This is a genomic window from Undibacterium sp. TC9W, from assembly GCF_049339865.1.
Classification (GTDB): Bacteria; Pseudomonadota; Gammaproteobacteria; order Burkholderiales; family Burkholderiaceae_D; genus Undibacterium.
In genome coordinates this window covers 294,679-307,104 of the sequence record NZ_JBMPPJ010000006.1, presented here as the reverse complement: position 1 = coordinate 307,104, position 12,426 = coordinate 294,679, and the positions used below count along the sequence as shown (strand labels likewise).

At 52.8% G+C, this 12,426-nt stretch carries 13 protein-coding genes; 5 read left to right on the top strand and 8 right to left on the bottom strand.

All coding sequences use genetic code 11. The features are described from left to right. Positions 1 to 29: 29 nt before the first annotated feature. Both dapF and ACO0LN_RS11225 read right to left on the bottom strand, forming a co-directional pair. Positions 30 to 899, bottom strand: coding sequence for a diaminopimelate epimerase (gene dapF / locus ACO0LN_RS11230; protein WP_422973718.1), 870 nt, complete (start codon positions 897 to 899; stop codon positions 30 to 32). A gap of 101 nt (positions 900 to 1,000) precedes the next feature. Next, entirely contained in the window at positions 1,001 to 1,957 is a 957-nt protein-coding gene (locus ACO0LN_RS11225) for a quinone oxidoreductase family protein (RefSeq protein WP_422973716.1), read from the bottom strand. Positions 1,958 to 2,057: 100 nt separating this feature from the next. Between ACO0LN_RS11225 and ACO0LN_RS11220 the strand changes: the two genes are divergently transcribed. Together ACO0LN_RS11220 and ACO0LN_RS11215 are read left to right on the top strand one after the other, a co-directional pair. Beyond that, the gene (locus ACO0LN_RS11220; RefSeq protein ID WP_162060311.1) at positions 2,058 to 2,510 is read left to right on the top strand and encodes a MarR family winged helix-turn-helix transcriptional regulator; all 453 of its coding nucleotides are present in this window, start codon (positions 2,058 to 2,060) and stop codon (positions 2,508 to 2,510) included. A gap of 185 nt (positions 2,511 to 2,695) precedes the next feature. Beyond that, positions 2,696 to 3,316, top strand: coding sequence for a hypothetical protein (locus ACO0LN_RS11215; RefSeq protein ID WP_422973714.1), 621 nt, complete (start codon positions 2,696 to 2,698; stop codon positions 3,314 to 3,316). A 265-nt stretch (positions 3,317 to 3,581) separates the two neighbouring features. Here ACO0LN_RS11215 and ACO0LN_RS11210 read toward each other — a convergent pair whose 3' ends face one another. Both ACO0LN_RS11210 and ACO0LN_RS11205 read right to left on the bottom strand, forming a co-directional pair. After that, positions 3,582 to 4,829 (bottom strand): amino acid--tRNA ligase-related protein, encoded by a 1,248-nt coding sequence (locus ACO0LN_RS11210; RefSeq protein ID WP_422973712.1) that lies wholly within the window; start codon positions 4,827 to 4,829, stop codon positions 3,582 to 3,584. Positions 4,830 to 5,193: 364 nt separating this feature from the next. Then, a complete protein-coding gene (locus tag ACO0LN_RS11205; protein ID WP_422973710.1) occupies positions 5,194 to 6,366 on the bottom strand; it encodes a serine hydrolase domain-containing protein in 1,173 nt (390 codons plus the stop codon). 294 nt (positions 6,367 to 6,660) lie between these two features. On the opposite strand from ACO0LN_RS11205, the gene ACO0LN_RS11200 reads away from it, so the two are divergent. After that, positions 6,661 to 6,963: a hypothetical protein gene (locus ACO0LN_RS11200; RefSeq protein ID WP_422973708.1), complete on the top strand. Its 303-nt coding sequence runs from the start codon at positions 6,661 to 6,663 to the stop codon at positions 6,961 to 6,963. A 349-nt stretch (positions 6,964 to 7,312) separates the two neighbouring features. On the opposite strand, the gene ACO0LN_RS11195 is transcribed toward ACO0LN_RS11200, so the two are convergent. Then, positions 7,313 to 7,939, bottom strand: coding sequence for an FMN-dependent NADH-azoreductase (locus ACO0LN_RS11195; RefSeq protein WP_422973706.1), 627 nt, complete (start codon positions 7,937 to 7,939; stop codon positions 7,313 to 7,315). Between the two features lie 113 nt (positions 7,940 to 8,052). Between ACO0LN_RS11195 and ACO0LN_RS11190 the strand changes: the two genes are divergently transcribed. Continuing rightward, positions 8,053 to 8,958, top strand: a complete 906-nt coding sequence (locus ACO0LN_RS11190) for a LysR family transcriptional regulator (RefSeq protein WP_422973704.1) — start codon at positions 8,053 to 8,055, stop codon at positions 8,956 to 8,958. Positions 8,959 to 9,000: 42 nt separating this feature from the next. On the opposite strand, the gene ACO0LN_RS11185 is transcribed toward ACO0LN_RS11190, so the two are convergent. Both ACO0LN_RS11185 and ACO0LN_RS11180 read right to left on the bottom strand, forming a co-directional pair. After that, the gene (locus ACO0LN_RS11185; RefSeq protein WP_422973702.1) at positions 9,001 to 9,633 is read right to left on the bottom strand and encodes an ester cyclase; all 633 of its coding nucleotides are present in this window, start codon (positions 9,631 to 9,633) and stop codon (positions 9,001 to 9,003) included. Positions 9,634 to 10,012: 379 nt separating this feature from the next. Beyond that, positions 10,013 to 10,909, bottom strand: a complete 897-nt coding sequence (locus ACO0LN_RS11180) for a LysR family transcriptional regulator (protein ID WP_422973701.1) — start codon at positions 10,907 to 10,909, stop codon at positions 10,013 to 10,015. 136 nt (positions 10,910 to 11,045) lie between these two features. Here ACO0LN_RS11180 and ACO0LN_RS11175 point away from each other — a divergent pair, with 136 nt between their 5' ends. Then, entirely contained in the window at positions 11,046 to 11,261 is a 216-nt protein-coding gene (locus ACO0LN_RS11175) for a hypothetical protein (protein ID WP_422973699.1), read from the top strand. Positions 11,262 to 11,433: 172 nt separating this feature from the next. On the opposite strand, the gene ACO0LN_RS11170 is transcribed toward ACO0LN_RS11175, so the two are convergent. Next, the gene (locus tag ACO0LN_RS11170; protein ID WP_422973698.1) at positions 11,434 to 12,426 is read right to left on the bottom strand and encodes a hypothetical protein; all 993 of its coding nucleotides are present in this window, start codon (positions 12,424 to 12,426) and stop codon (positions 11,434 to 11,436) included.

The window sequence follows — 12,426 nt, the reverse complement described above, 5'->3', positions numbered from 1 at the left end:
TTACGATACAGTACGATACGATGTGGGCGTCATTTGTTGCGGCGAGTAAGTCGGACTGACTCCCGCGTTACAAGCTCGCCACGGCATACCACCTGCACAGGCCCTGTCATCGTGACTTCAAAATCAGGCGAGATGGCAATCGTGATGTCGCCACCCCGCATGCGCACCGTCAGGTTCGCATCAACCAACCCCAGCCTGTGCGCCACGGCGGCAGCGGCGCAACTGCTGCTGCCGGATGCATGGGTGTAACCTGCGCCACGTTCCCAGATTTCGAGTTGTATATTCTGGCGATCAAGCACGCGCAAAAACTGCACATTACTGCGGTTAGGGAAGAGTAGATGATGTTCCAGCAAAGGGCCCAATTCTCTTGCAAGGGCTTCGGTAGGCTCTGTTCCCAACGTATCTGTCAGCACTACACAATGCGGATTACCTATGGTCGCGCAAGACACCTGCACACTGCGTTGACCAACAGCGATTTCTTCCAGCAGGATTTCACGCGCAGGCCCTGCCACGGGTATCTGTGCTGAATCGAAACTGACTTGCCCCATCGACACTTCCACCAACTGCTGCTCAGGAAAAACCCTGGCCCGCACGATGCCGCCCCGGGTCTTGACAGTGAACACCTGCGTGCCAACCAACCCCTGGTCGTACAGATACTGGCAAAATATACGCAAGCCATTGCCACTCTTCTCGGCCTCGCTGCCATCTGGATTGATGATGCGCAAACCAAAGTCGGCATCATCCGGGTAACTGGGGCCAAACAACACACCATCGCTGCCTATGCCAGTACGAAAATCGCACAGACGCCTGATCTCGTCCGTGCCAATTTCCATGGCAGAGGCATCCACAACCAGATAGGCATTGCCGAGTGCCTGGTATTTTGCAAAACTGATTTCCATGCTGGTATCCACCGCTTGTGTCATTGATACAGGCAACAAAGATACGGTAAACAATGCGCTTGTTCAAGCAGATTAGCGTAGGCGCAACTTTCGCCAAAGCCTCAATCCATAGTAAACACCAACCTCGGCATGTTGGCATCCTTGCCCCAGTTCTCTGCCACCGCAGACAAGAGTGCTGTCTCCACCGCAATATCAAACCCGCCTGGCACGGCAGCATGCAAGACTTCGCCTATCGATTTGAACAGGCGTTGGGGTGGGATGCTGCCTATGCCGCTGCCCATGAGCACGATGGCGGATGAGCGCAATACCGCACTGGGCAAATTGATGTCTTCGCCACTGACCGAACCCACCTGCACAAAGCGCACGGGCACGGCTTCTTTGCCTGCCTTGGCGGCGGCGATGAGCAGCAATTCTGCGCTCTGTCCCCACAGGTAATCGACGACCACATCTACGCCCCCGGCAAACTGCTGTTTGAAGACTTCTTCCATGGCTTGTTTATCATCGCCCAGAGGGATCACCACGTCTGCACCTATGGCTTGCAGCGCCTCCAGCGCCAGTTTGTTGCGGCCCGTGGCAATCACCTTGCTGGCGCCCAGGTACTTTGCAATCTGCACTGCCAGGCGGCCTGCTGAGCCAGTTGCGCCATTGATCAATACGGTTTCGCCTGCCACCAGCTTTGCCCTCTCCTGCATGGCGGCCCAGGCCGACATGCCAGGGTTGGCAAGGGCTGACGCCTTGATATCATCAAGCGCATCTGGCAGGGCTATGCATTGCGCAGCCCTGACTACGGTCTTTTCAGCCATGCTGCCAAAGGGCGCTTGCGGCAGGGCAAAATAGACGCGGCTGCCATCTTCCAGACGCCCTACGCCATCAATGCCCACCACAAATGGCAGGCTGCCTGCGGAACTATAATGCCTGCCCGAGGCACGGCTTTTGACCACAGGGCTGAGCGCTGCAGCCATCACCTTGACAATCACCTCGCCCTCGCCTGCGACTGGCTCCTTGAAATCACTATAGACGGGCGGCTTGCCTGCTTCTACTACGATTGCTGCTTTCATATCTGCTATCCTTTGCTGAAATTATTCAGGCTTGCTCAAATTGGATGCACTGAATATCCGTGCATTATACACATATATTGACATACGCAAGGACTATCACATGAAGAAAGAAATTGGCGAACTGCGCGGTGCCCTGATGGATATCACCGGCGTGCTGAACCGCCCGCAGCCGGATGCCGCCCTCATTGCGGCGGCGGGCATTGATCTTGACCGCGCCCTCTTCCCCCTGCTGGTACGCATAGAACGCCTGGGGCCGATAGGCATAGTCGAGCTGGCCGAACTGGTGGGCCGCGACCACAGCACCGTCAGTCGCCAGATCGCCAAGCTCGACAGCCTGGGTCTGGTCAGCCGCTGCCCCAGCCCGCAAGATGGCCGCGTCAAGGCCGCCGTCATCACCGAACAAGGCCGCGTCATGACAGATGCGCTCGATAGCGCGCGGCAAAAGATCATAGAAAAAATGCTGAGCGACTGGAAAAAAGAAGACGTGCGCGAACTGGCGCGCTTGCTACGGCATTTTGCGGATGATGCGCTGGCGTGGGTGGGGGCTTTGTGAAGTTGGGATGGAGTGAGTGAGGCTTGTAGATGAAGCCATCCAGCTCTCGTACTTTTTTTTATCTGCAGGGTGCGCCCTGTACACCGAATGCAAGGTTTTTTACAAATTATGAAAAATCAGCAAATATCAAAGCGAGTTAAGCGTCTTACTCGGAAAAATTCATCATCAAACAAATAAAGAACGAGATGCGAAAAATAAAAAAATTAATGTATTGGTCAAGTGCGGCAATTTTTGCCTTGACGATGTATGTGTGGAACTACGGCCTATGGCCCGTGCACTTTGATATTAACTGGGATGAAGAAGTCAGACTGCACAATGGAAAAATTGTAATCGTACACATAAAACGAATCTATGCGCGCCAAGGGCTTAGATTAGAACGATGGTCTGGAATTCAATCAGCGATGGAGTTTAGTTTTGATACTGGAACGCCAATGGGTAAATTTAATCATCAGTTTAATCGGGGCCGCTTAGTTTTTTTAGATCAGGCAGACGGAAAATGGTATATCGGATATTCAGAAAGTCAGATAAATAATTCAACTGATATTGGTAAACTTTCTATGTACCCTCATGTAGCAATTCTTGATGCAAGCGGAATCCTTACAAAGCCATCCGGATGGGACGAAATTCCATCCAGCATCACTGACTTGAATATCATGCCGCCAACACCGAATTCCGAAGGCATAGCTCAATTTAATAATCAATTACTGACACTTGAGGAAAAATTAAATCACTGGAACAAATACCCTACTGGGCCTGGCGAATATAGAATTACGAGGATTACCGAACAAGTACGCAACGAGAAATGAGATAGCAGAAAGGTTTGCAGCATACTCAGTGCGCTCCTTTCTATATCTACTGCAAACTATTGAAACAGCGTGCGCGGCGAGCATATTTTCTTTGGCACGCAACAATGCATTGCTACGAAATTTGCAGATGACGCGCTTGCCTGGACCGAGGCCTTGTGAAAATTGAGGTGGAGGCAGCGAGGCTAGTGGATGCATACACTACGCCACCCCATCTGCGCTTATTTAATTCTATTAAGCCCCTTAAAGACCACCCAGCGATCTGCGCTCAAGGTGACAAGCGCCCTGGCCCTCTATGTATAAACGTCGCTTCTTTAATCCCCGGCAAGCCCAGGAATAGCGCAGTCAAACGTGTCAGGCCCAGGCCAAAACCGCCGTGTGGTGGTGCTGCCAGTTTGAATGATTCCAGATAAAACTCCAGGCCCTTGCCTGTCAGCCCTTTCTCGGCAAGCTGCGCCATCAGGACATCGTATCTGTGTTCGCGTATGGCACCCGTGGTAATTTCTACGCCGCGATACAGCAACTCAAAACTCCGTGTCTGGCGTTCACCTTCACGCATATGGTAGAACGGCCTTTGCTTCCACGGTACACGGGTCAGTGCCACCAGTTCGTGTCCTTGCTCTTGCATCATCGCACCGAGTTTTCGCTCTTCTTCGGCGCTCAGTGATTCGTCGCCGGATACACCAAGCAAAGCCTGCGCTTGGGCAAATTCGAGAATATGACAAGCGGCTGGCACTGTCGCTTTGGGGTAATGCACGGCCAGCTCAGGGCCCATTCTGGTGATCACCTGCTGCAAGGCGACAATGATCATTGCGCACTCAAGTTGTATGATCTCGACTTCGCTTTTGACACCTTCGAGCTCAACGTCGAAGGAGATAAACTCCGTCGCGTGGCGGGAAGAAAAACTCGGTTCTGCCCTGAATACCGGGCCGACTTCATAAATCTTGCCCAAGCCTGCCATGATGGCAATTTGCTTGTAGATTTGCGGTGACTGCGCAAGATAAGCGCGTTCACCAAAGTACTTCACTTCAAACACCTCTGAGCCTGATTCAGACGGCGCGCCCATGAGCTTGGGTGAATGGATGCCAATGAAACCCTGGCTCCTCAGATAGCTGGTCATTTCCATTTCGATCTCGCTTTGCACTATCAGTGCCAGCGCCTCTTTGCGATCACGGAAACGCGCTGCCGGCCATGCCAGCCTGGAGCCAATTTCACTATCGCTGGATATTGGCCACTGTATCGTTGGTGACAGCAGCTCTATCGACTCTGCCTGTATCTCAAAGCCGCCAGGTGCCTGCGACGATGCAACGACTATGCCTTCAACTGCCGCATACGCCTGCTGCATCAAGGCCTTCGCCTGTTCACGCGCCGCGCCCGATGCCACGACCTGCACCTTGCTCGCACCAGACTGCAAAATAACGAATGCCATTTTGCTCTGTATGCGGGTGGTCGCCACAAAGCCTTCTACTCTTACTTTTTTACCTGCCTGTACTGCGATTTCCTCGAATGTAAACATGTCCTGCTCCTTGATTGCGGGTTGATAAAAATGCCGCCTTCGGATTCCGGAAATGAAAAAAGCCCGGAATCTCCGGGCTTTTTTGAATCGTGGTGTTCGCTATTTAATCTGATACTAATCAAATACAGCGAAACGACTCCAGCCCGGGTTCGAGTTGGAATCATTATTATTAATGCGAGCAACAAGCGACAAAACCTTGCAGCCACAGGCGAAGCTACGCAGGGAGTGCTGCTCCGGCGTACTTGCTATGCGTGGATACAAAGTAGTTTGCATGATTGTTGTCAAAAAATGAATGGGTGCCAGCGGCACACCGAGAAATTAGGCTATATCAAGATGATCCTGGCTGTCAATAGCCAATGCTGATTTACTGCGAGAACTGTCCTGACACACTCTCCAGCACAGCAGCAATACGCCCCGCCAATGGCTGCTGACCCGGCTCATAGTTGGACAGCACGACCACGGTATAGCCCGCATCGAGATACATGTCGAGCTTGCTATATACCCCGGTGAACTGCCCGCTGTGTCCCACGACCTTGCCTAGCGGGCCTGCGCTTAATTCGAAACAGTATCCATAGCTGCCCTTGTCTGCACGGCCTGCGGTCTGGTCTTGCCAGAACAACTGGCGCGTTGCTGGCTTGAGCAGTTTGCCTGCCTGCAGTGCGTCGGCAAAGCGCAGCAGGTCATGCGTGGTCGAATAAGCCAGGCCATACGGCCCGCCGCGCAATGGTATGAGGACAGTGTTTTCTTTTCTGCCTGCCATCGCGGCTTGCTTGCCCAGGTAGCCGGTAGCGAGGTTTTCTGCTCCCTCATCCCTGACATAATTATCTGTACTGTTCATGCCTGCTGCCAGAAACACGTGCTGGCGCACATAGTCATAATAATTTTGCCCCGAGACTTTTTCTATGATGACACCAAGTAAAAACGTACCCATATTGCTGTACAAATAATTGCTGCCTGGTGCAAACTCCAGCCTCGCTTCACGTGTGAATGGTTTGTAGTCGTCCAGGTTACGCAGCGCGACCATCTGCATATACGGGCCGTTGAGAAACTTGCTATTGAAAAGATCGCCCAGGCCCGATGTGTGCGACAGCAACTGGCCTATGGTGATTTTTTTCGCCACTTCAGGCGGCAACCAGCTGGCATCCACATAGTTGCTGACAGTGTCTGCATACGACAAACGCCCCGCCTCTGCCAGCTGGCCTATGGCCACCGCCGTAAACATCTTGCCCACCGAGGCCACATTGAACCTGGTGTCTATCGTGTTCGCCACATGGTAGCGCTTGCTGGCTTCACCACATGCCGCCTCGCTGATGATCTTGCCAGCTTTTGCGACCAGGTAGGCACCAGAGAATTCATCCTTGCTGCAGGCAGTGTTGAACATGGCTTGCAGTTTGCTGTTCAATGCCTGCTCAGCCGCAGGCGTGATGCTATTTTTCTGATCAGGAATGCCTGCCCCGGCAGCAACACTGGCCTGCGCCATGACGTGAGTAGTCAACAACAAGCTCAGAATGGCAGTCATTGCATGGCTGAGAGACATGGGTTTTCCTGGTAAAGTGTTTGAAGGATAAAGATCAAAAAAATACGCATCACTTTGGATGATGCTGTGGATTTTATCTGAGTATGTTATTAAAATAAACAGTGTTACGATTCTTTATCAGCGTCACACATGCAGGCGTCGTACAGACAACAGACATCTCATGAGTACGATTACGCTGCGCCAAGCGCCTCTGCGCGGTTTACACTTTACGGCAATGTGAGCATCGCCGATAACCATAGGGCGCATTGTAATGCGCCCTACGTCACTGACAATAAAACAAATCGGAAGAGCGATATGACGCCCTTGGATGAATTGGCCGCATTAATACAAAGTAATTTAAGATTGCATGCGATTCTTGTTCAAGCAGATGATGAGCAAAAAATTGTCGGAGGTCTTGAGTACGAATGTGACGAAAAAAATGGGATAGGCATACTCCAGAAAAAATTCGAAATATGTGTCAGTGACTCCAAAATTTCGATCTTGCTTCCACTAGGACAAACCTTCACAAGCTCTCAATGTGATTCAGTACAAGAGGCCCTGCATATACTCAAAGATCATTTCTTTGGGAAGCCCGTAGATACAGTTTGCACAAGGTGATCGTACTGCGAAGGTGACGCAATTCGGCGATGCTGAGTATTGCGAAAAATCGTAAGGCGCAATGTATTGCACCTCATGTGCGCACAGTGCACGGCCCAATTTTTTTCTGACAATGCCCAGGCTTCATGCGGCGCATTGCAGTGCCCTACGTCACGGTAATGACATACTCTGCTCGTTGTTGCCGGGTGGAGGTAAACAGCGAGTAGGATGCGTCGTAACGCACCATATTTATACCCAAAAATGCGATGCAAAGGCAGTATCTGAATACTCAAAAAAGTGAGGCGTAATCACGGTGATCGTAAATATCCGCCCAAGCGATGCGTTGCAACACACCCTACTTGTCGATTGCCTATACACTCGCCGCCCGCCTGATATCCTGCTCCATTTTTTCCACAAAGCCCTCCATCGTATCTTCCCCCAGATCCACCATCTTGGCACCGCCGCCAGCAATGAAAGTCACGTCAGTAATACCAATGACACCAAGGATGAGGCGCAGGTATTGTGTAGCGATGTCGCGTTCACGTATCGGTGAACCTTCGGTATAGACGCCGCCTGATGCGATCAGCACGGTGGCTTTTTTGCCGTGGACCAGGCCAGCGCCATCAAAGCCCAGGGTCAGGCCTTTGCGTACGATGTGGTCTATCCAGGCCTTGAGTAGCGCGGGCACATTGTAGTTATACACTGGTGTGGCGATGACGATGTCGTCTGCGGCCAGCAGTTCTGCGACCAGCTCATCGGACAAACTCAATGCGTCGGCCATGGCGGCGGTATGCTGGGCGGGTGGTGTGAAGTAGGCTTGCAGCCAGGCGGCGTTGGTGAATTGCAGGCCGGTTTGCATCAAGTCTCGCTCTACGACTTTGCCATCTGCGTGAGCGCTGCGCCATTCCTGCACGAAGCGGCGCGTCATATTGCGTGAGACAGATGCATCGCCGCGTGGGCTGGTTTCGATGACCAGGAGTTTTGTGGGTTGTGGCATGAGATATCTCCTTGAAAAAGGAACTCACTTTATCGTCGTTCCAATTTCTGTGATAGAGATTAAATTATGATAAAGTCCATCATAATTTGTGATGGATGATAAGGAGAAGTATCTTGATAGGCAGCCTGACGCTGGATCAATTACGGGTACTCGTCACCATCGCCGACACTGGCAGCTTCTCTGCCACGGGCCGCAAGCTGGGCCGTGTGCAGTCGGCCATCAGCCAGAGCATGGCAACGCTGGAAGAGGTGCAGGGCGTGGCCTTGTTTGACCGCAGCGGCCACAAACCCAGCATGACAGAAGCCGGACGTGTGCTGGTAGAACAGGCGCGCCATGTATTGGCCAGCGCTGCACGTTTTGAAGCAATGGCAGCAGGCACGCGCGCAGGCCTGGAGCCCGAGCTGGTCATCGCGATAGACCCGCTGGTGCCCAGCGCACCGCTGATAGACAGCTTGTCTATGCTGAGCAAGACCTACCCTCACCTGCCAGTCAGTTTTTCTACCGAGGGGCTGGGTGGCTCATTGAGGCGCTTGCGCAGCGATGCTGCTGCGATTGCGGTTTGCCTGCTATTGCCAACTGTGCCTGACGATATTGCCGCTCACCCCTTGCTGCGCATAGACATGCAGGCCGTAGTGGCAGCCGATCATCCACTCGCATTACTGGCAGCACAGGGCCGCCCGGCAACGCAGGCTGATCTTGAACCCCACGTACAACTGGTGCTGTCCGACCCGGTCGCACCTGAGAGCGACAACTATGGTGTCGCCAGCGCCAGACTGTGGCGCTTTGTCGATCTGGGCCGCCGCCTCGATTTTTTGCTCGGTGGTTTTGGCTGGTGCCGCATGCCGCTACACCTGGTTGCCGGGCACATCAACAGCGGCGACCTGGTCGCCCTGCAAATCGAGAACGACCCCACACCCAAAGAAGGCCTGACGATTTATGCCGCCCATAAACGCAGCCGCACGCCAGGGCCCGCGGGACGATGGTTGCTGGATGATCTCAAGAACCGTTTGCAGTCTTGAATCCCGTAGCTCTTGCCGCCAAGTAGGTGCTACCACAACACTTTAATTCTTCGCGGCGGCTGCTGCCTGCCCGAACTTTAACTGCGTCAACAGGCTTGCCGTATCGGCGTGCAGCCAATAGTCTTTTACTTTACCGCCTTCGATGCGGAGTATGTCTGTGCCTGTGAATTTCAGCGGTGTCCCTACGGTTGCACCGGCACCGGGTATTCCACCACCATAGTTGCCAGTTGCCTCCCAGCGCAACACGGCAAAGTTGCCATCAACAATGGGGCCGACTTGTACTGTGAAGCGCAGGTTTTTGAACAGCGCATGGCTTTGCGCCACCCAGGCTGCGAGCCCGGCGGGGCCACTAATCGCGGTGTCGGGGCGGCCATCGAGCAAGGTGGCATGCAAAGCAAAATCGGGGGCGATGATGGCCTTTGCCAGATCCAGGTCGCCATTCCATAGCGATATCCATTGCTTGAGAACTAGCTGATGTGAGCCGGTCACTCGGGTCTGGTGCGCGGGTGTGATTGCACCTGAAGCAGGTGCAGTTGCGTCACCTGTTGCAGCAATCGCATTGCCGAGACTGGTGCCCAGCAATGTAATTGCTGCGGCAAGCTGTATGGCTCTGCGGGTAAATGTTCCAAATAAATTATCAGATGCGTTGTTAGTTGAGTTGTTAGTTGAGTTCATGAAAAGCTCCTGAAATGAGTTCAATGTATCAAAAAAATTAATAGGTGATTGCGTCAGTCATCGCCGGTCTGTTGAAATACTTTTGCTTGCGTTGGCAAAATCCCTGATAAGACCTTGCCGTTTGCAGCCGTATCGCGATGGAAGAAGTATGGGCGAATGCCTGGGTAAAAGAAATTGCAGAAAGCCGACTAGCGACTATGCATTAATGCATAGCCATTGAGGGTATGCTAAATGGATATGAATGGGAAGATTGATAGTTTGCTATAGCCTATTCCGGCAACCAGCTATTTTTTTCTGCATGGTCTTGCATGCGTTTTGCAACGGGAGTGCCAGGTCATGCGCCTGGTTTTAAATTCCCTCAAGCATGAAGAAATGCATATCAAGCATGCTTTTTGACGTAGTCCTTCAAACCCGCCGTGAGCGCAGCAAATGTCACGGCGCAACGTGGGCTGTCGCGCAGATCTTCATGCATGGCGACCCATAAATCCAGGTTGACCGAGAACTGTGTTTTTAAAACGCGGACCAGGTCTTTGTCCCTTGCGGCCAGCGCAGAATGGCAAACCCCTATGCCATAGCCCGCGCGGATTGCCGCCAGCTGGGCCAGGTCACTGTCGGTGCGCAAGGCAAATGCGGATGGCTCAAGCGTGGGGAATTTTGAGCGCAATTTACGCAGGAAGGCGTTTTCCTGGTCAAAACCAATGATGGCATGGCGCGACAATTCGTCCATCGATTTTGGTATGCCAAAATCAGCCAGGTAACTTTGGTGGGCAAAAAAACCAATTTCAATTGCACCGGCACGCTTCGCAATCAAGGCGTCTTGCTCCGGGTTAACCATGCGCACGGCGATGTCTGCCTCTCTGTGCAAGAGATCATCGACACGGTTAGACAGCACCAGCTCTATCATCAGTTCAGGGTGCTGCCGCCGCAATGCTGTCAAAACAGGTGGCAGCACTTCGACACAGGTGACCTCGCTGGCAGTTACCCGCACCGTGCCGCGCACACCTGATCCATGGCTGCTGGCGACCCTGCGCAGTGCCGCAGCAGTAGCAGCAACATCGGCCGCATAGGGTCTGAGCTCCAGCGCTGCCTCAGTTGGCGCGAAGCCGTCAAAGGTGCGCGTGAACAGTTTTAAGTCCAGCGCCTTTTCCAGGCTGTCTATATGGCGGCCAACAGTAGGCTGCGTCATGCCCATCGCCCGCCCTGCTGCGGACAGCGAACCGGTGTCGATGACCATCAAGAAGGTACGGTACCACTCCCAGTTCGGTTCAGCATTCATGGCATATACATTTATTTATAGCGACCATGCAATTCTAGGCAATTTTCATTTACCTGGCAATACTGCACACTGGCATCTATTGCAGTAAAACTGCGCCAGCTAATACTAATGCAGCATTGATGAAAGAGACCACACCATGAATATCACCACCCATTTAGCGCAGCTATTTTCCAGTTACGCAGAGTGTGCAACCCCCTTACGGCCCAGGCAAATGGCGATATCGGTTTTCGGGCTGGCCGTGCTGGTACTTGAATTCTGGTTAAAGGTGCCTGTGAAGCCGGTGCTGGATACTTATCTGCAAAAACTGCTTGCCTGCATCGCACCCACAACATCCTCGCAGGCGGCGTTATAAGGCAGCAATTGGATGTCGCAAGCTGGCATTCTCGGGATTTTTAAGTGCATCAATTAAGTGGTCCCTTTTATTTTATGCGTCAACCAGTAGGGTGCGTCTCGACGCACCGCCATTCGATCAGAAAAATTCAAGGCCCACGCACATAAGGTGCGTCGAGACGCAACCTACATCACTATTTCTTTTCCGCCGGCATCTGATCCACCGCCTGCGTTATCGCGTCCTTGAAATTCAACTGGCCTTCCAGATAAGGCTCCCACACTTGGTCTATCAAATCCAGATATTCTGGCCAGGCTTTTTGATACAGGCCATTCTTCAATGCGTAGGGCTGGTAGTCCAGATTGGCACTCTGCTTGAGCACATCCTGGGTCACTTTACCCACCGTATAAAATTGCAGCACATGCCATAAGTCAGACTCACCTTCCCTATGTGCAGCCTTCATCCTGTCATTGATGGTAGCGACCAGGGTATCAGTAACGGTGGTGTGCGAGGCCTCGTGATACAGCATTTCCAGCGCCGCCAGGCCCTGATAATCTGGCCTGCCGCTAGGCATGACGATCTGTTCATCGGTATAGGCACCCTGCCTTGTACCCGTCAGCACGACGATATCACTGCGTATGGGTTTGGCCGGAAAAGCATGCACCATATACTTCTCTATGCGCGCCTGTATTTCCTTGCCATAGCTTGCGTCCAGCTGTTTGGTCTGCTTGATCCAGTCCTGGTTGCTTTTGTTCTGCGATGCCCAGATGCAGCGGGCATACACCGGCGCAACCCGGTTCAACACAGCAATGAGCGGCGCTGGAATAGCCAGGCCGCTGGCATCGCGACGCTGGTCATCCACACTCAGGCCACGCTTGATGCCTTGCATGGTCACGTCAAACAGCGGATCGCGTTTGGCATAATCAGCCTGGTAAAAATCCACGGCGTCTTTCAGGATAGCGAATTCTGCCTCACCGGGTTTGTTATCCCATGGCAGCTCTTGCAGTGATTTTTTGCTGACCGACACATCCAGCAGAAAATGATGCAGGTTCATTAAAAACGCGCTGTGATACTCAAAGCTGGCACGCTGCATCGGCAAACCCGGCTTGCCGTTTTCTGCACTGTGGGCAGAAGCGAGAAATGAACAGGCAAGGGAAAGAGAGAGAAAAAACTTCAGAACAAGGCGCAT